The following is a 19,070-nucleotide window of genomic DNA, read 5'->3' as shown; positions in this document are numbered from 1 at the left end:
TCGACGAAGTGCGGCCTTCGCGGCATATGCGGCGACAAAAAGTGCAAGATCGCGGGGAGAGGGGCGGGGGCAGGGGTGCGGGGGCGGGGTCAGGGGTGCGGGGTGAAGCCGTACGGGAGCTCCAGGCGGTGCTTCGCCAGCAGGGGGGCGTCACCGAGCAGCGTGCGGGTTGGGGCGTCCGCTGCGATCCGACCGCCGTCCAGGATCACCGAGCGTTCGCACAGCTCCGCCGCGTACGGCAGGTCGTGAGTGACCATCAGCAGGGTCACCGGCAGGTCGCGCAGGATCTCGGCCAGCTCGCGCCGGGCAGCCGGGTCCAGGTTCGACGACGGCTCGTCCAGCACCAGGATCTCGGGGTGCATGGCCAGCACGGTCGCCACCGCCACCCGTCGACGCTGCCCGAACGAGAGGTGCTGCGGGGCCCGCTCCCGGTGCTCGCTCATCCCCACGGCAGCGAGCGCCTCGTCGACCCGGGCCGCCAACTCCGCCCCGCGCAGGCCCAGGTTGGCCGGCCCGAACGCGACGTCCTCCGCCACCGTGGGCAGGAAGAGCTGGTCGTCGGGGTCCTGGAAGACGATCCCCACCCGGCGGCGAACCTCGGCCAGCGTCGCACGGTCCGGCGTGATCGTCAGCCCGCCGACGCTGACGTTGCCCTCGGCCGGGGTGAGAATGCCGTTGAGGTGCAGCACCAGGGTCGTCTTGCCGGCGCCGTTGGGGCCGAGCAGCGCCACCCGGTCGCCGCGCGGCACCGCCAGGTCCACGCCGTGCAGGGCCACGTGCCCATCCGGGTACGCGTACCGAAGACCACGAACGTCCAGCGAGAGGGCGGTCTGCACGACACCGATCATGTCAGCACGACGGCGGTCGCGGCGATGGAGGCCGCCACCACCGGCACGGTCGCCGCGATCAGCCACTGACCGGCTGTCGCCGCGCCGTCGCCCTGCCACACGGCGGGCATCCGCCCGGTGTAGCCCCGCGACAGCATCGCCAGGTAGACCCGCTCCCCGCGTTCGAAGGCGCGCAGGAACAGCGCACCGACGCCGGCGGCGAAACCGCGCAACTGCCAGAGGAAGCGCGGGTCGTCGCCCCGGGAGATGCGCGCCACCCGCATCCGTCGCGCCTCGCCGACCAGCACGTCCAGATAGCGCAGCATGAACGTGGCGATCTGGGTGAGGATCTGCGGACAGTGCAGCCGGTCCAACCCGACGATCAGGTCCCGGGTGGTGGTGGTCGCGGCCAGCAGCAGCGAGGCGAGAACCCCGAGCGTGCCCTTGGCCAGGATGTTCCACGCGCCGTGCAGACCGTCCTCGGACAGCCGCAGACCCAGCACCTCGACCCGCTCACCCGCACCCAGGAAGGGCAGCGCGACGGCGAACAGCACGAACGGCAGCTCGATCAGAGCGCGGCTGAGCAGCCAGCGCGGCCCCACCCGGGCCAGCGCCGCCACCACCGCCACCAGCAGGGCGTACGCCCCGAAGGCCCAGAACGCCTCGCGCGGTGTGGCCACCACGGCGACCGTGAAGACCACCATCGCCACGATCTTGACCTCGGGCGGGAGCCGGTGCACCGGCGAGGACGACTCGCGGTACAGCACCTGCCCGTGACCGGCACCCATGTCGTACCCCCTGCTCAGTCGCTCGTGCCGGTGCGGCCGCGACCGGCGGTGACCGCGTCGCCCTCGGCGGACGTGCCGTCGTCACCCGTGGCCGGCGTGGTCCCCCGGCGGCGCAGCAGCCAGAAGCCACCGAGGCCGATCGCGAAGGTCACCAGCACTCCGAGCACGCCGGAGAGGCCGGTGGACAGGAAGCTGTTCTCCACGCCCCGCACGCCGTAGTCGGCGAGCGGGCTGTCCCCCAACTCGTGGTCCTTCGCCTGCTGGGCCGGGCAACTGCCACCGACGATGGTGTCGTCGGCGTCGACGGTGCAGCCCTTGAGCAGGGAGGAGTCCAGCCCGTCCGGGTGCGACGAGGCGTAGTTGCTCACGACGCCGGCGAGCAGCAGGGCGACCAGCAGGCCGCCGGCCAGGAAGGCCCAGGAACGGTTCTTCATCGGACACCTCCGGAGACCGGGACAGCGGGGGTGGTGGGGGTACGGCGGGAACGCAGCGCGTACACCAGGTCGGGGCGGACCTTCGCGACGGTGAGCACGGTCGTCGCGGTGATCAGACCCTCGCCGATGCCGATGAGCACGTGGACGCCGGCCATCGTGCCGGCCAGCCCGGCGAGGTTGTTGCCGAGGTCGGTGGTGCCGCCCAGCCAGTACTCCACGACGAAGCCCTGGGACGCGACCACCACGCTGAGCGTCGCGGCGACGAACGCGGTCACCGCCAGGCCCGCCCGGGTGCGGGGCAGCACCCGCAGCAGCAGCGCGATCAGCAGGTACGCGGCGGCGGTGCCGAGCAGCGCCATGTTGGTGATGTTGAGGCCGAGCATCGCCACGCCACCGTCACCGAAGACCAGCGCCTGCACGACGAGGACCACGGCCACGCAGAGCGCGCCGACCCACGGGCCGACCAGCATGGCGGCGAGCGCGCCGCCGAGCAGGTGGCCGCTCACGCCCGCCGTGAAGATCGGGAAGTTGAGCATCTGGACCGCGAAGATGAACGCGGCGACCAGGCCGGCCATCGGGGCGAGCCGGTCGTCCAGGTCCCGCCGGCCGCGCAGGACGCAGTAGGTGAGCGCGACGAGAGCGAGCGCAGCGAAGATCGCCGCAACGGGACCGTTGATGATCCCGTTCGAGATGTGCATCGCCAGTGTTTCCACGCGACCTCCCACGCGTCAGCGAACCCGTCCGGGCCCGGCGGGGGTCAGCCTATTTCCTGCGACTTGTTGTTGCCAGACTCTGGCAACAACGGATGGCCTTGATCACCTTTGCCGGACGCGGCGGGTGCGCCGCCGACCCCGGCACCTACCGGCGCGACGGTAGGGTCGGGGCCATGACCGCGCCCGATCGTCTCTCCCCCGGTGACCCCGCGCCCGAGTGGACCCTGCCCACCGACACCGGCGACCAGATCTCCCTCGCCGACCTGCGGGGCCGCAAAGTGGTCCTGTACGCCTACCCGGCCGCGATGACCCCCGGCTGCACCAAGCAGGCGTGCGACTTCCGCGACTCGCTCGCCTCGCTCCAGGCGGCCGGCTACGAGGTCATCGGCATCTCCCCCGACAAGCCGGAGAAGCTGGCGAAGTTCCGCGACCGCGACGCCATCACCTTCCCGCTGGTGTCGGACGTGGACAAGACGGTGCTCACCGCCTACGGCGCGTACGGCGAGAAGCAGTCGTACGGCAGGACCGTGACCGGCGTGATCCGCTCGACGTTCGTCATCGACGCCGACGGCAAGATCGAACGGGCGCTCTACAACGTCAAGGCCACCGGGCACGTCGCCAAACTCCGCCGCGACCTCGGGTTCGACTGAGACTGTCGGACACCAGCACTACCGTGCGTGAATGGTTCGGTACAAATACACACCGGAGTTGCTCGCCGAGGCCGCCGCCGTAGCCCACAACATCACCGAGGTGATGCGGCTGCTCGGGGTACGCGTCAGCGGCGGCTCGCACGCGCACATCAGCCGACAGCTCAAGAAGTTCGGCATCGACACGTCGCACTTCACTGGGCAGGCGCACAACCGGGGCAGACGGTGGCGCCGGTTGTCCCCCAATGAACTGATGGTCGTGCTGCCTGAGGGCTCTCGTCGAATTCCTGGATTTCGGCTCAAGCGCGCCCTGGCGACAATCGGTCTCCCGGAAAGCTGCGAGGCTTGTGGGACAGGATCAACGTGGCAGGGTCGACCGCTGACGTTGCACGTCGATCACATCAACGGTGACTTCCTCGACAACCGGCCCTGCAACCTGCGGCTGCTGTGCCCGAACTGCCACAGCCAGACCTCCACGTACGCTGGGCAACGACGGGCTGCACCCATTGCGCCCGAGGTGGTCTACGATCCTGAGGCGGTCACTCCAACGGGTTTCCGGATAGGCCGGCGACTACCTCGTCGACCGGAATGGCCGTGGACGCTGGTGGAGTTCAGTTTCAAGGGGCCGTAGCCCAACGGCAGGAGGCATGCGGTTTAGGTCCGCACCAGTGCGGGTTCGAATCCCGTCGGCCCCACAACAGATCGGCTGTCGAACGCGTCACGGTCGCAGGCCACGAGCCCGACCGAGCCGTCAGGATGGGCGCGTGACTCTGCGTTTCGTCCTGGATCCCGAGCTGACCCCGCGGCTGCGCGCCGAGATCGTCGCCCTCTGGGTGGACGCCAGCAACGCCGGCGGCGCGGTCGGCTTCGTCCCTCCGGTGACCGCTGCCGATGTCCGTACGATCGCCGACCCGACGTTCGCGGGCATCGCCGACGGGCCGGACCGCCTCCTGATCGGGTACGACGGCGATCGGCTCGCCGCCGTGCTGGTCTTCGCCGACAACCGGTTCCCCCTCAAGGCGCACTGGTGTGTGTTGAAGCGGGTGATGGTCCACCCCGACGTCCAGGGCGCGGGCTACGGGTCGGCGCTGATGCGCGAGGCCGCCCGACTGGGCCGCACGATGGGCCACGAGGCGCTGCACGTGACGGTGCGCGACGGGTTGGGGCTGGACGGGTTCTACCGCCGCCTCGGATACCGGGAGATCGGTCGACTGCCGGGCGCGCTGCGCGTGGCACCGGACGACGACCGCGACGAGATCCTCATGTGGCTCGACCTGACCCCGACCGACTGAGGGACCAGTAGCGACCAGGCCGAAACGCCAGCAGGCCAGGCCGCCAGCAGGCCGAGCCCTCAGCAGGCCGGGCCGCCACCGGGCCGAGTCGGCCACCGCGAACGATTCAGCCGCACCAGCGCGCGGTCGCCCCGGCGGGTCGGGTGGAGGGCCCGTCGGCGGCCGGGGTGGCCGGCGCGCTCGCCACGGCCACCTTGGCGGGCCGGCCGGCCGGTGTCGGCGTACCGCCGGGTCGTGCGGCTGGCGGCCGGGCCGTCGCGGGCGGACGCTTGGTGGTGGCGACGACGCCACGCTCGTACATCCGCACCACACTCGTCTGCACCTGGCCCGGTGTCATCCGGATGCCGGACACGGTGACCCGATGGTCGTACACGTCGGTGACCCGCACGCTGTACGGGCCGGGGCCTGCTCCGGAGGCCAGCAGCCAGTAGTTGTAGTCCTGCCGAGCCGTGGCGCGCCAGGGGCCGCTGGTGCCCTGGCGCACCTCGACGGCGCGCAGGGGGTTGCCGTGGTTGCCGATTCGGACGGCGAACCAGAACTGCGACGCGCCCTCCTTGATCCGGAAGGTCAGCGGGCCGGGAAGTGGGGGGTCGACCACCGCGCGGTAGGTGACCTGGACGAGGCCCTGTACCGGGTCGGCGATGCGGGCGAACGCTTCCCGGGACAGGTCGAGGTGTCCCGGTTCGCACTCGGGGCACTGGTCCATGATGAGGACACGGACGGTGCCCTTCGGGCCGGTGACGTCGAGGAAACCGCCGCAGGCGGCGGCCGCGGCGTACTCCGTGGGGCCGAGCGCGACGTAGAGCCGGTTGGCTGGCGCGGCCGGGTTCGAGCAGTTGCCGCCGGCGCCTTTCGAGTCGTAGAAGGTCGCCTTGCCGCTGTGGTTGGCGGTGCCGGTGGGCGGCGCGGCGGCGAGCGTCCGCCCGGCGGCGCAGGCGGGTGTGGAGCCGGATCGGAGGGCCAGGGTGAGCCCGAGCGCCGCCGCGAGCACGGTGACGCCGGTGGCGACCAGCCAGGGCACCGGGCCGGAGGAGGAGGCGGGCCGGTCGTCCGGCGCACGCTCCAGGTCGAGTTCGATGTCGACGTCCTTGACGGCGACGGCGGGACTGTCGACGCCGCCGGGAGCGCTTCCGTCGGTCACGTCGGCGATGCTGCCGGACCGGTGTGCGGCGGACAAGCCGGCTAAGCGAAAGCTAAGACTGCATCGACGGACGGTGACGGCGGTACCGTCGGCCGGTCAGGGTTCGACGACGACCGGGTCGCCGACGCGCAACGGGCCACCGTCGACGGGCACCACGTTCAGTCCGAACAGGAGCTTCTGACCGATGTTGCGGTAGCGGCCGAGCGTGCGCAGGGGCTCCTTCGCGCGTACCCCGGTCTCCTGGTCGGTGGTGGTGACCACGCAGCGGTCGCACGGCCCGGCGGCGCGCAGCCGCACGTCGCCGACGCGCAGCGACCGGCCCGCCCAGCCGTCCTCGGCCCAGGGCGGCGCGCCGTCGACGACGAGGTTGGGCCGGAAGCGCGTCATCGGCACCGGCTCCTCTCCGGCGTCGGCGAGCCAGCCGTTGAGGGCGTCGAGGGAGGCGGTGCTGGTCAGCAGCAGCGGGTAGGCGTCGGCGAAGCTGACCTGGTCGCCGGTGTCGTACTCGCGCGTGGCGGCGGCCAGGTGCCGGGTCGGGCTGGCCAACCAGACGAGGCGGACGGTTCGGTCCAGGAGCGCGCGGAGCCAGGCGTCGGCGGCCGGGCCGGCGGGCAGCGCGGGGACGGAGGTCGTCCGGCTGCGGAAGGTCCGTACCGGCACCGGGTCGCCGCCTGCCGGCTCCGGCACGTCGAGGTCGGGCAGCCCGTCGGCGCGCAGCACCAGGCCGCCCGGTCGCACGGTGGCCCGCAGACCGACGAGGCGGGTCGTCTCGCGCTGGGTGACGCCGACGCCGTCGGCGTCCACCACCATCCAGCGTCGGTCGCCGGCCAGGCCCCACGGCTGCACGAACGCGTCGTCGTGGTCGAGCCGGTGACAACCCTTGACGGGGTACGTGTGAATCGAGGTCAGCCGCAGCACCTGGTTACCATGGCACGCCGATGCCGTCGCCGGGGTACCGGTGGTCGGCGCGGAACGGACACGGCCGCACGAGGGTACCCGGCGCGGAACCGGCTTCAGTAGCATCGCGCCCATGCCACATCGTGAACAGACCTCGGGGCCCGGGGCGGAGCCGACGATCGGTGCCGCCGCCTCTGTGGAGTCCACCGAGGAACCAACGCCGGATGTTCCGCGGCGCCGTCGCCGGTGGGGTCGGATCCTCCTGATCAGCCTGCTGGCGCTGGTGGTGCTGGGTGCCGGTGGTGTGGTGGCCGGCGGGCTCTACCTGCGGTCGGTCGAGTCGGACATCGAACGGGTCGATGCCTTCGACGGTGTGCCGGAGGAGTCGCGGCCCCAGCCGGTCGTCACGGGCGCCACGAACATCATGATCCTGGGCAGCGACTCGCGTGACCCGGAGCGGACGAGCGGGTCGCGCACCGACACGATCATCCTGGCCCACCTGCCGAAGGACCGGTCGAGCGCACAGCTGATCTCGATTCCGCGGGACACCTGGGTGCCGGTGCCCAAGTCGAAGGACGGCAACCACGGCGGGCGGGACGCGAAGGTCAACGCGGCCTACGCGTGGGGCGGGATTCCGCTCATGGTGCAGACCGTGGAGTCGTTCAGCGGTGTCCGGGTGGACCACGTGGCTGTGATCGACTTCGCGGGTTTCAAGGAGATCATCGACGCGCTGGGTGGCATCGACATCGACTCCGAGAAGACCTTCACCTCGATCCACGAGCCGTTCCGTACGTTCAAGCAGGGTGTGCAGCGGATGGACGGCGAGACCGCCCTGGACTACTCACGTCAGCGTAAGCAGTTCGCGGACGGTGATTTCGCCCGGATCCGCCACCAGCAGCAGGTGATTCGCGCGATCATCGACAAGGCGTCGTCCGGTGGCATCATCACCAACCCCGTCAAGCTCAACGACTTCCTCAAGGCCACCTCGAACTCCGTCTCGGTGGACAAGGACCTGTCCCTGCTGGACATGGCGACGCAACTGCGTGGGGTCCGGGGCGGCAACATGACGTTCCTGACCAGTCCCACCAAGGGCACCGGCCAGGTCGGCTCGGAGAGCGTGGTGTTCGCCGACAAGGCGCGGGTGAAGACGTTCTACGACGCGGTCCGGCGGGACTCCGTCGGCGAGATCGTCAGCCTCGGCAGCAAGAAGTAGCCGCAGAGGTGGGACGACGGGCGGTGGCCGCGAGGCCGCCGCCCGTCGCCGTAGGCGGGTGGGGGCGGATCAGTACGCGCCCCGGCGGGCCAACACGACGCTTACCGTCTTCCAGAGGATGGCCAGGTCGTACACGAGCGACCAGTTGTCCACGTAGTGCAGGTCGAGGCGGACCGCGTCGTCCCAGGTCAGGTCGGAGCGACCGGAGATCTGCCAGAGCCCGGTGATGCCCGGCCGGACCAGCAGCCGTCGGCGCACGTCACCGCGGTAGTCGTCGTCCTCGGTGGGCAGTGGGCGCGGGCCGACAAGCGACATCTGCCCCCGCAGCACGTTGATCAGTTGGGGCAGCTCGTCCAGTGAGAGCGCCCGCAGGTGCCGGCCGATCGGGGTGACCCGAGGATCATCTTTGATCTTGAAGAGAAGTCCGTCGCTCTCGTTCCGCTCGCGCAGGGCCGCCAGCCGCTCCTCCGCGTCGATGTACATGGTCCGGAACTTCCAGACCTTGAACGCCCGGCCCTCGTGGCCGATCCGGGTCTGGCGGAACATGACCGGCCCCGGGCCACTGGCCCTGATGGCAACGGCGATGGCGAGCAGCACCGGGCTCAGGACGACCAGGCCGATCAGGGCGGTGACCCGGTCGAGCACGTTCTTGGCCAGCAGCGACAGGCCCGAGATGGTCGGCTCGTCCACGTTGAGCAGCGGCAGGCCCTCGATCGGCCGGACGTGGATACGGGGACCGGTGACGTCGGTGACCTGCGGGACCACCACGAGGTTCAGGCCGGTGCCCTCCAGTTGCCAGGCCAGCTTGCGCAGCTCGTACGACTCCAGGCTGGCGGGACCGCAGACCGCGATGGTGTCCGCTCCGAGCTGCTGGACCAGCGGCACCAGGTCCCAGCCCACGTAGACGGGCACCGGGGCCGTCACCCGCGAGCCCGGGCTCGGGTGACGAGGCAGGTGGATGGCGACCGGGTGCAGCCCGGCGCCGTAGTTGCGGGTCACCACCTCGTGCAGGGCGAGCGCGTCGGAGAGCCGACCGACCAACAGCACCTTGTGTGCGGCGCGCCCGGTACGCCGAATCCGACGCAGCACCACTCGGGCGACGAATCGCGCCACCAGTGTGTACAGCAGCAGGCAGATGATGATGGCCGCGACCGTCGCCCGGGACAGGTCCTTCTTGAATCCGAGGGCCAGGAAGGACACCGTGGCCGCCATCGCGAGGTTGGCCCGGGCCACCCGCTTCAGCTCCTCGGTGCCCAGCCCGAGCGCCCGCCGGTCGTACGCTCCGGCGGCGACGAGCAGGATCAGCCATCCCAGCGGCACCCCGACGTTCACCACCAGGGCGAACGAGCTGATGTTGCCCAGGACCCGCTGGTCCCAGAAGCCGGCATCGGCCTCGTCGAGCAGGGCGACCACCGTCCGGCTGGCGGCCAGAGCGGCGAGTACGTCGAGCAGCACCAGCCAGGCCACGTACCGCCGACGCCAGTTGGCGCGGGGCGCGGGGCGCGCGAACACGGTCCGGGCCATGCCGTTGGAGGGGGGCGTGATCACCCCGAGGTCGGGGTCGTAGCTCGGTGCCTCTTGAGAGGTGACAGCCGTGAGGAACTGGGTCTGCGCGGACACGTTCTTCCTTTCACCGACGCATGTCGTCAACGTCCGGGGGCTCTGCGTCTTTCGGGGTCAGCGAACAGATGGGCTCAGCCCGGGCCGGGGCCGGCTCCGGTGGGGGATGGAACCCGGCGGAGTTCGTCGATGAGGGCGGCATGGGCCGGTTTAGGAGCCAGGGCCGCGTCGAAGATGCAAGCCGCACCGTAGCCGGCGTGGTATCCCGGAATCCAGCTCCGGCCGTCGGTGAAGCCCCAGACGGTGAACGAGACGCAGGCGGGCACGGCCAGGCAGGCCCGGAGCACCTGCCGGTAGAGCGCCGCCTGGCGTTCCCGCTTGGCGGCGGTCTCGGGCAGGGCGATGCGTACGTCGAGTTCGGTGATCGCCACCGAGACGCCCAACTGCGCGAACCGCCGCAGGTTGCCCACCATGTCCCGGGGCTGCTCATCCCAGCGCAGATGGCTCTGGAACCCGACGCCGTCCACGGGCACACCGGCACGGCGCAGCTCACGTACCAGGTCGAGGAGGGCGTCGGCCTTGCGGGTACGGCCCTCGACGCCGTAGTCGTTGATGAACAGTCGTGCGCCGGGGTCGGCCGCGTGCGCCCACCGGAACACCTCGGCCACAAAGCCCGGGCCGAGTTTGCGCAGCCACAGCGTGTCGCGCAGCGAGCCGTCCTCGTCGAGCGCCTCGTTGACCACGTCCCAGGCCCAGACCCGCCCACGGTAGCGGGACACCACGGCGGTCACGTGGTCCCGCAGCACCGTCCGGAGCTGATCCGCCGACCACTTCGGATCCACCCACTTCGGCACGTCGGTCCGTCCCAGCAGGGTGTGGCCGTAGACCGCCTGGTCGCGTTGCTCGGCGAAGTCGACCAACTGGTCCGCGCCGGCCCAGACGTACACGTTCGGCGACGGCTCGAGGTTGCCCCACTTCATGGCGTTCTCGGGCGTGATCGCGCTGAACTCCGAGCCGAGCAGTTCGCCGTACTCGGCGTCCAGGCTCATCCAGCGGCCGTCGGCGGCCGAGCCGACCCGGATCGTCGACGGCATCAGGTCACGCAGGGACGGCGGGCGGGACACCGTGGGCACCGGAACGGTCGGGACGGCGGGGGCGGCGGTGTTCCGAGACCTGCGCTCGGTCCCGTACGCCACCGCGAGTCCGGTGGTCAGGAGCGCGACGACCACGAGCGCGAGCGCCACGGGCAGCACCACCCGGCGCGGTGGCGCCGACGGGACGGTCACCGGTGTCACGACAGGCTGCCGGGGCGCGGCCGGCGGCGGTGTGGCCGGCTCGCGCTCCTGCATGAACACCTGCTCGGTCACCCTGCGGACGGGTCCGCTGCGGCGCGGAGCGCCCACGGCGCCTGGGTGAAGTTCCAGCGTGCCCGCTCGGCGAACTCCTCGCGGGTGAGGCCGGGAACCGCGTCGTCGGTGAGCATGCCGGCCAGCACACGCGTCACCTCGGCGGGATCCTCGGGAACCCGACCGAGCCGCAGCGACGCGGGCTGGTCGATGTCGTCGAGGAAGTCGTCGCACTTCTGCTGGTACGGCACCAGGGCGAAGGGCACGCCGGCCAGGTAGGCGAAGACCGCTCCGTGCAACCGCATGTGCAACCCGAGGTCACACCGTTTCATCTCGTCCCAACAGGCCCGTACGCCGTCCCGCGCCGTCACCACCCGCACGTCGCAGGTGCCGGCCACCGCCGCGCGGAGCCGCTCGCTGACCTGCTCGTCGCCGTGCTCGGGGTGGGTGTTGAAGACGAAGACGGTGACGTCCACCGGTTCCTTGAGCACCAGCGCCCGTACGCCCTCGATCAGGGCGTCCTCGCGCCGCCGCACGTCCGGAGCGGCGGCCTCGTAGTCCACGCCGAGCAGGGTCACCCCGAGGCGGGCCCGGGCGCCCGGCGTCGGCCGGGGCCGGCGTGGGGGGATCGGCTCTCCGAGCGCCTCGGGCAGGAGGCCGGCGAGGTCGCCCGCCGGGATGAGCAGGCCCGGATAGCCCACGCGGCGCAGAACCTCCTCCGACGCCGCGTCACGGACCCCGATGACGTCGATCCGCTTCAGCACCTCGACCAGGCGGCGTTCCGCGGCGGCGGACAGGAACGGGCCGATCGAGACGCCGACGGCCGCCATCGGGTGCCCGGAGAATCGGCTGAAGAGGGCGAACAACTTCTTCTCGCTCAGCGGGCCCATGTCCCGAAAGACCGAGCCACCACCGAAGAGCAGCATGGAGGAGCGACTCAGCAGAGCCGCCTTGCTCAGCAGGACCCCGGCCCGGATCGTGGCCCCGTGACCGCGGTACCACCGGGGGCTCAGGCCCACGCTCGCGGCCGGCAGGTCGACCATCGGTGGGGCCGCGAAGACCGGATGGGTGGCACCCCAGTAGGTGCGGGTCGCCCAGTCCAGGACGACACAGAAGGCGTTGTCCCCGACGTTCTCCATGCCGTAGTACCCGACCACGAGGGGACGCCGAGCCGCCGCACTCGGTTCAGGACGCACGCGGGGCCCCCTTTGTCAGACGCTGGCGCAGATCGTGCCACGACGGCAGATTAGCGTCGCCGACGACCCGTCGGCGGACCGCGATCCAGAACAGAACACAGAGGACGATCTCCGCCGCGACGGTCGCCGCCGCCGCACCCATGATGCCCCAGAGTGGCGTGGCGACGGCCAGGGCCACCACGAACACCAGAGCGCCCACCCCCTGGTAGACGACCTTGCGGCGGAGCAGGCCGCCGCTGGTGAGCAGCGAGGCCACCGCCGCACCGGCGAACCGGAACGGAATCGCCAGGGCGAGCACGGCCAGGACGGTGGCGGACTCCCGGTATTCCGGACCGAGCAGGAACGGCAGCCCCGGCAGGGCGAAGAGCACCACCAGCACCGCGATGACCGCGCCCAACGCGAACATCCCGCTGCCGCCGAAGCGGTACGCCAGCAGGATCGCGTCCCGGTCGGTCTGCGACCACCGGTGCAGCTTGGCCAGGAAGTACTGCTGGAAGGCCACCCGGGGTACGAGGTAGACGGCGGTCAGCACGGACATCGGCACGGACAGCACCGCGGCCGCCTCGGGACCACGTACCTCGGCCACGGTCACCGTGCCCAGGTACATGCCGATCAGGTAGAACACGTTGCCCAGCACGAACGGGGTGGCGGCCTGGGCGACAGCGGTCACCGGCACCGCCGGGCCGGACGGCTCCCCGGTGGTCGTGTGCCCCTCCAGCGGCATCTCACCCCGGACGAAGGGCCGCATGACGACAGCGCAGGCCACCACGGTCAGCAGGGCGACCACCGCGTAACCCGCGGCCGCCGCCACCACCGAGAGCCCGAACAGCCACACGGCGAGCACCACCAGCACCCGGCCCAGGTGTGGCGCGGCCTGCAACGTCGACAGCCCGCCGTACGCGCCGCGCAGTTGCTGCACCGATGCGACGAGCGCGAGGCCGGCCTGCGCGACGACCACACTCGCCAGCAGGGCACGCACCCCACCCTCGGCCGGATCGCGCATCTCGGCGGCGGCCCACGCCAGCGTGCCGGCGACGATCAACAGGCAGGTGATCAGCACCAGGCGCAGCGAGGGGCCCACCCAGCGGTACGCCCGCTCCCCCTCCTGCCCGAACCGCTGCAACCACAGTTCGGAGACACCGAAGACGGCCAACGGCGCGGTCAGTGACACCACCGCGAGGGCGGCGGTCAGGGTGCCGAACGCCGCCTGCGGGAGGCTGCGGGCCAGCAGGATCTGGGTGGCGAAGGCCGCGACGGTGACGCCGACCTGGCTCAGGCCCAGCATGCCGAGGTGGATCAGGACCCGCGTCACCCGCCCGCGCGACGCTGTCGCGGGCACCGGGCTGCCGGGGTCGAGGTCAACGGATGCGGGTGACAAGCCACTTGCCCGTCTCGCTCAACGTCCGCAGCGTCTTCATGCTCAGACCCACGCCGGGAAACCGCCACGGTCGGTACATGTCGATCAGTCGGAACCAGAAGACCAAACCACCGAGGCGACCCCGCGTGACGTTGCCGTCGTGGCGCTGGAACCGCACGATCGGGTGGGCCAGATGGCAGGGCTGCACACCGGAACGCAGCGCCCGCAGCACCAGCTCGATGTCCTCGAAGAGTCGGAAGGTCTCGTCGTACCCACCGATGGTGTGCAGCACCTGCCTGTCGATCGTCGTGCCGGAGTGTTTGAACGGCAGGCGCGGACGGGTCAGGACGCCCAGCAGCATGCGTTCCGTCGAGGCGTACTCGGGCAGCCGGATGGGTCGGTCACTGCCGTGGCTGATCTCGGTGTAGTCGGCGTACGCCCAGCTCCGCCCGGTGGTGGTGAGCAACTGGTGCAGCCGGGCCAACGCGTCCTCGGTGAGTTCGTCGTCGGAGTCGAGCACGGTCAGGTACCGGCCGACGGCGGCGCGCAGCCCGCGGTTGCGGGCCTCGGCGATGCCGGTCGGAGGTTGGCCCACCACCCTGATCCGGCGGTCCGTGGCGAGACCGGCCTCGGCGATCACCTGCCCGACCGGGACCTGCGACCCGTCGTCGACGATGACGAGTTCGAAATCCTGGTAGGTGTTGGCCAACACGCTGCGGACCGCGTTGACGAGCAGGGCGGCCCGGTCCCGTACGACGATGCAGACGGTGAAGGTGGGTCGGACGACCGGTGCGGTGGGTGCGTCCACCTCGACCCGGTCGGCCTGTCGGGGCAGGTGGGGGTGCTCCGCCCGAACGGACGCGGGGACCGAGGGGTTCGTCACGTCGGCCCGCCCGCCGCCACCGACCCGCTGTCGTCGGACCGCACCGACGCCTCCGTCCGGACGCCGTCGTCGGTCTCCGCGTCGACGGCGAGCACCGCCAGCATGCCGAGGAAGAAGAGCCAGAGGAAGTACGGGTACGCCAGGGGCTTCTGGGTGAGCCCGAAGATGAGGAGCGTCGCGAAGAGCACCAGCAGGGGCAGTCGACCGGACGGGCCGAGCTGCGCACGTGCCAGCCGGTAGAGCCCCAGGAGGATCGCGCCGACCAGGACGATCCCGGTGATCCCCCAGATGATCATGACCCGGATGAGGTCGTTGTGCATGTCCCACGGCTCGTAGCCGAAGCCGAACAGCCACACGTCCGCCGAGGAGCGACCCAGGATGTCGGCCACGTCGTTCCAGATCGCGCCGCGCCCGTGCATGAAGGTGTCGGAGCGGACGTCGAGCGACCCCACCTCGGTGAGGGCGACCCGCACCCGCTCCCAGATGGCTCCGCCCCAGAGACCGCCGGCAACGGCCGCTACCGCGACGATCCCGCCGCCGACCAGGAGCGCCGACCGGCGGTCGACCCGGCCACCGGCGCGACGGGACGCGATCAGGCCACGGACCCGCCGCGCCTCGAAGGCGGCCACGATGACGATCAGGCAGAGGATCGTGAAGCGGTGCAGGGACACGGCACCGGTGGCGACGAAGAGCCCGATGAGCCCGTACCGCACGGCGGCCGACACCCGGAGGCGATCTCCCAGGACGTAGATCAGGAAGACCGCGAAGATGAGCAGCCGACCGAGCGACATCGGGTGGTAGTAGCCCCCGGAGGCGCGCCCGATCTTCTGCCAGTTCGCCAGCTCGAAGTAGAACGAGTAGGGGATGACCCCGGCGACCTGGAGCCACGCCAGGACACAGTGGACTATCGCGCCCAGCAGGATCACGCCGGTGACCAGGACGAGTCGCCGTGTGGAGATGAGCGACCGCCGCATCAGCATCAGGCCGAGCAGCGCGATCGGGGCGAAACCGACGACCAGGCGCAACGCTTCGGCGGGGATCGCCGAGCGAGGCTCCAGGTGGGCGCCGTAGATCGGGTAACGCCGCACGTCGAAGAGGTCCAGCAAATCGCTGCGGGCACCCACGAGGAGGAAGCTGACCGCCGAGCTGACCAGGAGCAGCGCCAGCGCACCCGCCACCAGCAGCAACGGCCTGGGCGGCAACCGACGGGCACCCAGGGCGACGAGCCCGTACGCGCCGATCATCAGGGCGGCCCCGACAGCGGTGAGCACCACGCCCAGGTCGATCCCGCCGCTGGACTTCTTTTCACCGATGTCGAGCAGCGGCTTCACCGCGACGAGGGCCAGGGCGCCGACGGCCAGGTAGCCGGCGATCTGCTCGTGGCGGGGCGTAGGCCCGTCCCGGTGCCCCACCTCCGGCCGTGTTCCCGAGGCCGGAGTGGTCAAGATTCCCATCGCGGGTGTCTCTCCTCTATCAGTGTCCGCCGTGGACGTCGGCAGGCGTCGTGTGCGCGCCGCCGCTGCGGCCGTGCCGTCCGACCGTCGATCAGGGGCCGGCGGCAACTGCCGATAGGCGGAGACTGAGCCGAATGTCGGGAAAAGACATCCACTGTGCTCAACCGCCGCCCGGCCTCAGAATCACGAGGACGATACCAGCGCCGGGCGTTTCTCCGGGGCCCCGGTCGCCCGCCCGACAGAGCCGTCGAACCCGACTCCCAACCGGGTTGGGTGGACATTTCCGATTCACTTATTCGACCCCTTTTTCGGCCCGTCTTGCACGGGCGACGTCGCCTCCGGCAAGCTTGACCGCCGTGCGTCAGCCGGCTGTTTCGGCACGACGTGCACGACCGACTGCCGGCAGGATCCGACCGGCTTCTTCGACTGTGGACGGTGTGACGTGTCGTTGATCTCCGTGGTGATGGCCGCCCACAACGAGGCGAGGGTCATCGGTGGTTGCCTCGACGCGCTGCTCGCCGACGCCGGCCCGAACGACCTGGACATCGTGGTGGTGGCCAACGGCTGCACGGACGACACGGCACGGATCGCCGCCCAGCGGCCGGGGGTACGGGTCATCGAGGTGCCCGAGGCGGGAAAGGCGAACGCGCTCAACGTGGGTGACGCGGCGGCGCGCGGTTTCCCCCGGGTCTACCTCGACGCCGACGTCGTGCTGAGCCCGGGGGCGCTGCGCCGGATGGCCGAGACGCTGACCGAGGGCGACTCTCCTCCATTGGCGGTCATGCCCCGTCGGAAGATGGTGACCAGCGGCCGTCCGGTGGCGGTGCACGCGTACTACGCCATCAACACCAGATTGCCGATCTTCGCTGACGCGTTGTTCGGGCGCGGCGCCATCGGCATCTCGGAGGCCGGTCGCCGGCGCTTCAGCCAATTCCCGGAGCAGATCGCCGACGATCTCTTCCTGGATTCGCAGTTCTCGTCGAGCGAGAAGCGGGAGGTCGGTGACGCCACCTCCTATGTACAGGCGCCTCGCCGTACGCGGGACCTGCTCCGCACCCTGGCGCGGGTGCGTGCCGGCAACACGATGTTGCGGGCCACCCACGACGGGGTTCGAGCGTCGGTCCCGTCCTCCTGGCTCCGCGACGTGGTTCTGCCCCGACCGTGGCTGGCTCCGGCGGCCACGCTCTACGTGGGGATCACCGTCGCCGCCGCCCTGCGGGCCCGTCGCCATCCACGCGACGGATGGGGGCGGGACAACTCCACGCGCTGAGCGCCTTCCTGCCGGGCCCGGTCAGTACCGGGGGCGGCGGCGGAACACCACCACCAGCACGACGAGCCCGACCAGCAGCAGACCGCCGAGGGCCGCGAGCGAGGCCACCAGGAGCCTGGGCATGCCGTCCGACTCGTCGGCGAGCCGGGCGCGGTCGATGGCGTTCTGCCGGTACGCCTGCGCCAGGACGTTGACCGGCGACGCCTCCACGACGCGGTCGAAGCTGGCGATGGCGTCGTCGTTGCGGCCCGCGAAGAACTCGTCCAGCCCTTCCCGGTACACCCGGTCGGTGTCCGCGCGGCTGCTGCTGGTGCCGCCCGCGCCGAGCAGTCCGGTGACCACCGACACCGGTACCAGCGCACGGTTGGCCCCACCACTGGCGGCCCGGTCGGTGTCCAGCACGCCGACCACTCGACCGGCGGTGTCCAGGGCGACCCCGCCGGCGGAGTAGATGCCGACGTCGTCGTTGAGGCGGGAGACGGCGACCGAGCCCTGGTTGGCCGTGCCGGCGACCTGGGCGGGCTTGCTCTCCACGGTGTAGGTCGCGGCCCGGAAGTCCGCGTCCGTGGTGCGGTAGCCGAGCACGAGCAGTGCGGCGCCGGGTGCGGGCGCGCCACCCTCGGCCAACTCCACGGCCGGGAGGCTGGGTTGGGTCAGCTTGACCAGGGCGAGGTTGCCGGCATCGGGCTCCAGGACCCGCACGACCTGGCCCGGGATCGCCGGGCTGGCGGTGAGGTCGCCCCTGGCGACGTTGAACTGGCCGAACACCTGGCTGGTGGGTTCCGAGCCAGGTTCGGCCCCGGTGAACACCGTGCTGTTCAGCTTGCTCTGGACGTAACCGTCCAACTGGGGTGTGGTCAGTTTCTTCTGCTCGATCAGGATGCGGCCGAGCGTGTAGAGGGCACGCTCCCGGGCCGCGTCGACCGCCGGGCGTACGCACTGGCCGTTGGTGACGATGTGGCCGTCCGGATTGACCACGAAGCCGCTGCACCGTCGCTTGAAAGTGACAGGCGTCACGCTCAACGGCACATTCGACTTCGCTTCCCGCAGGGTCCCGGTGAAGACGGCCTCGACGAACACCAGGGACGGCCCGGCGATGGCGAGGGCGCGTTCCTCGGGGCTGTACGGCGCCGCCTGCGCCCACGGCTTGAGTCCGGGGTTGATCGCCGGGGCGCTGGGGAACGCGCCGGACGCCGTGGGCAGGGTCTGCGGAACGCTCGGTTCCTCGTCGCCGGTGACCGCCCAGACGGTGGCGCCGGCGGCGAGGGCCACCGCCAGGGCGGCGGCGCCGATACCAACCCACAGGCCGGTACGGCGCGGCGGTGGCGGTGACGGCTTGATCCTGCGGACCGGGGCCGTGAACGGGTCACCGGGCGACGACCGGTCGGCGTCCGGGAGCACGGGGTCCACGGTGGACGCCTCCGAGCCGGCGCCGGAGACCGGGTGCGGTGCGGCGGAGACCGGCTGCACGGGGACGGGACCGCCGTGCATGGCCCATGGCGCGTACGGCGGCGCGGACACCTGCGGCACACCCGAGACGGACTGGGGCGGCCCGGACACCTGCGGCACACCCGAGACGGACTGCGGCACCCCGGAGACCGGCTGCGGCGGCCCGGAAACGGGCTGCGGCACCCCGGAGACCGGCTGGGGCGGACCGGCCTGCTGGGGCACGGGAGGGTTCGCGGGGCCGGTGGCCGGCGGCGTGTTCGGTCCGGCCACCTCCGGGACCGGCTGGTAGTCCACACCCAGCGCACGGAAGAGCTTCTCTGCGCCCGGCCCCGCCTCGGCCGGGTAGGCGACCCAGGGCGCGGCGGCACCGAAGTCGGCGTAGGCGAACGTCTGACCGCCCTGCGTCTGTGCCAGCGCGTTGGCGGTGGCGGAGAACGCCTCCCGCCAGGCGGGCGTGGCCGCCACGGCGGCGTCCAGGACAGCCACCGTCACCAGCCGGCCCTGCCCGTCGATGGCCGCCCACGCCTTCCCCACCTGGCTTGAGCCCAGTACGTGGGTGAACCTGTAGGGGCCTTCCGGCTGCATCCGCACTCCTCCGCTCGA

18 protein-coding genes and 1 tRNA gene are annotated in these 19,070 nt (G+C 71.3%); 6 read left to right on the top strand and 13 right to left on the bottom strand.

The annotated features are described in order from the left end of the window. Nucleotides 1-89: 89 nt before the first annotated feature. From ABZU91_RS00820 to ABZU91_RS00805, 4 genes are read right to left on the bottom strand one after another with little or no spacing between them, the layout of a single operon-like run. Nucleotides 90-848 carry an ABC transporter ATP-binding protein gene (locus ABZU91_RS00820; protein WP_355232865.1) on the bottom strand — a complete coding sequence of 253 codons (759 nt, stop codon included), beginning with the start codon at nt 846-848 and terminating at the stop codon, nt 90-92. Further along, nucleotides 845-1,615 (bottom strand): cobalt ECF transporter T component CbiQ, encoded by a 771-nt coding sequence (gene cbiQ / locus ABZU91_RS00815; RefSeq protein ID WP_355232864.1) that lies wholly within the window; start codon nt 1,613-1,615, stop codon nt 845-847. Before cbiQ ends, ABZU91_RS00820 begins: the two co-directional genes overlap by 4 nt. A gap of 14 nt (nt 1,616-1,629) precedes the next feature. Further along, the gene (locus tag ABZU91_RS00810; protein WP_355232863.1) at nt 1,630-2,049 is read right to left on the bottom strand and encodes a PDGLE domain-containing protein; all 420 of its coding nucleotides are present in this window, start codon (nt 2,047-2,049) and stop codon (nt 1,630-1,632) included. Next, on the bottom strand, nt 2,046-2,762 hold the full coding sequence (locus ABZU91_RS00805; protein ID WP_355232862.1) for an energy-coupling factor ABC transporter permease: 717 nt from the start codon (nt 2,760-2,762) through the stop codon (nt 2,046-2,048). The genes ABZU91_RS00810 and ABZU91_RS00805 overlap by 4 nt, the downstream gene beginning before the upstream one ends. Nucleotides 2,763-2,935: 173 nt before the next feature. Between ABZU91_RS00805 and bcp the strand changes: the two genes are divergently transcribed. The 4 genes from bcp to ABZU91_RS00785 all read left to right on the top strand — a co-directional run bounded on the left by bcp (nt 2,936) and on the right by ABZU91_RS00785 (nt 4,701). After that, nucleotides 2,936-3,412, top strand: coding sequence for a thioredoxin-dependent thiol peroxidase (gene bcp, locus ABZU91_RS00800; protein WP_355232861.1), 477 nt, complete (start codon nt 2,936-2,938; stop codon nt 3,410-3,412). A gap of 31 nt (nt 3,413-3,443) precedes the next feature. Then, nucleotides 3,444-4,040, top strand: a complete 597-nt coding sequence (locus tag ABZU91_RS00795; protein WP_355232860.1) for an HNH endonuclease signature motif containing protein — start codon at nt 3,444-3,446, stop codon at nt 4,038-4,040. Then, nucleotides 4,031-4,104, top strand: a tRNA-Leu gene (locus ABZU91_RS00790). The genes ABZU91_RS00795 and ABZU91_RS00790 overlap by 10 nt, the downstream gene beginning before the upstream one ends. A gap of 69 nt (nt 4,105-4,173) precedes the next feature. Then, nucleotides 4,174-4,701, top strand: a complete 528-nt coding sequence (locus tag ABZU91_RS00785) for a GNAT family N-acetyltransferase (RefSeq protein WP_355232859.1) — start codon at nt 4,174-4,176, stop codon at nt 4,699-4,701. A gap of 106 nt (nt 4,702-4,807) precedes the next feature. Here ABZU91_RS00785 and ABZU91_RS00780 read toward each other — a convergent pair whose 3' ends face one another. Beyond that, nucleotides 4,808-5,842, bottom strand: coding sequence for an expansin EXLX1 family cellulose-binding protein (locus tag ABZU91_RS00780; RefSeq protein WP_355232858.1), 1,035 nt, complete (start codon nt 5,840-5,842; stop codon nt 4,808-4,810). 96 nt (nt 5,843-5,938) lie between these two features. Beyond that, a complete protein-coding gene (locus ABZU91_RS00775) occupies nt 5,939-6,757 on the bottom strand; it encodes an MOSC N-terminal beta barrel domain-containing protein (RefSeq protein ID WP_355233079.1) in 819 nt (272 codons plus the stop codon). 115 nt (nt 6,758-6,872) lie between these two features. Here ABZU91_RS00775 and ABZU91_RS00770 point away from each other — a divergent pair, with 115 nt between their 5' ends. Then, a complete protein-coding gene (locus tag ABZU91_RS00770; RefSeq protein ID WP_355232857.1) occupies nt 6,873-7,952 on the top strand; it encodes an LCP family protein in 1,080 nt (359 codons plus the stop codon). 69 nt (nt 7,953-8,021) lie between these two features. On the opposite strand, the gene ABZU91_RS00765 is transcribed toward ABZU91_RS00770, so the two are convergent. The 6 genes from ABZU91_RS00765 to ABZU91_RS00740 all read right to left on the bottom strand — a co-directional run bounded on the left by ABZU91_RS00765 (nt 8,022) and on the right by ABZU91_RS00740 (nt 15,748). After that, nucleotides 8,022-9,476 carry a sugar transferase gene (locus tag ABZU91_RS00765; protein WP_355233078.1) on the bottom strand — a complete coding sequence of 485 codons (1,455 nt, stop codon included), beginning with the start codon at nt 9,474-9,476 and terminating at the stop codon, nt 8,022-8,024. A 170-nt stretch (nt 9,477-9,646) separates the two neighbouring features. Further along, on the bottom strand, nt 9,647-10,879 hold the full coding sequence (locus ABZU91_RS00760; RefSeq protein WP_355232856.1) for an endo-1,4-beta-xylanase: 1,233 nt from the start codon (nt 10,877-10,879) through the stop codon (nt 9,647-9,649). Further along, entirely contained in the window at nt 10,876-12,054 is a 1,179-nt protein-coding gene (locus ABZU91_RS00755; protein ID WP_355232855.1) for a polysaccharide pyruvyl transferase family protein, read from the bottom strand. The genes ABZU91_RS00760 and ABZU91_RS00755 overlap by 4 nt, the downstream gene beginning before the upstream one ends. Further along, on the bottom strand, nt 12,044-13,366 hold the full coding sequence (locus ABZU91_RS00750; protein WP_355232854.1) for an oligosaccharide flippase family protein: 1,323 nt from the start codon (nt 13,364-13,366) through the stop codon (nt 12,044-12,046). Before ABZU91_RS00750 ends, ABZU91_RS00755 begins: the two co-directional genes overlap by 11 nt. Before the next feature lie 46 nt (nt 13,367-13,412). Then, nucleotides 13,413-14,294, bottom strand: coding sequence for a glycosyltransferase (locus ABZU91_RS00745; protein WP_355232853.1), 882 nt, complete (start codon nt 14,292-14,294; stop codon nt 13,413-13,415). Next, nucleotides 14,291-15,748 carry a hypothetical protein gene (locus ABZU91_RS00740; protein WP_355232852.1) on the bottom strand — a complete coding sequence of 486 codons (1,458 nt, stop codon included), beginning with the start codon at nt 15,746-15,748 and terminating at the stop codon, nt 14,291-14,293. The genes ABZU91_RS00745 and ABZU91_RS00740 overlap by 4 nt, the downstream gene beginning before the upstream one ends. Nucleotides 15,749-16,190: 442 nt before the next feature. Here ABZU91_RS00740 and ABZU91_RS00735 point away from each other — a divergent pair, with 442 nt between their 5' ends. Further along, nucleotides 16,191-17,018: a glycosyltransferase family 2 protein gene (locus tag ABZU91_RS00735; RefSeq protein WP_355232851.1), complete on the top strand. Its 828-nt coding sequence runs from the start codon at nt 16,191-16,193 to the stop codon at nt 17,016-17,018. 21 nt (nt 17,019-17,039) lie between these two features. Here the strand turns inward: ABZU91_RS00735 and ABZU91_RS00730 are convergent, their stop codons facing one another. Continuing rightward, nucleotides 17,040-19,052, bottom strand: a complete 2,013-nt coding sequence (locus tag ABZU91_RS00730) for a trypsin-like peptidase domain-containing protein (RefSeq protein ID WP_355232850.1) — start codon at nt 19,050-19,052, stop codon at nt 17,040-17,042. Nucleotides 19,053-19,070: the final 18 nt, after the last annotated feature.

The organism is Micromonospora sp. NPDC005174 (assembly GCF_040608495.1).
GTDB lineage: Bacteria > Actinomycetota > Actinomycetes > Mycobacteriales > Micromonosporaceae > Micromonospora.
The sequence above is the reverse complement of the archived record's forward strand: the minus strand, read 5'-3'. Positions and strand labels throughout refer to the sequence as shown.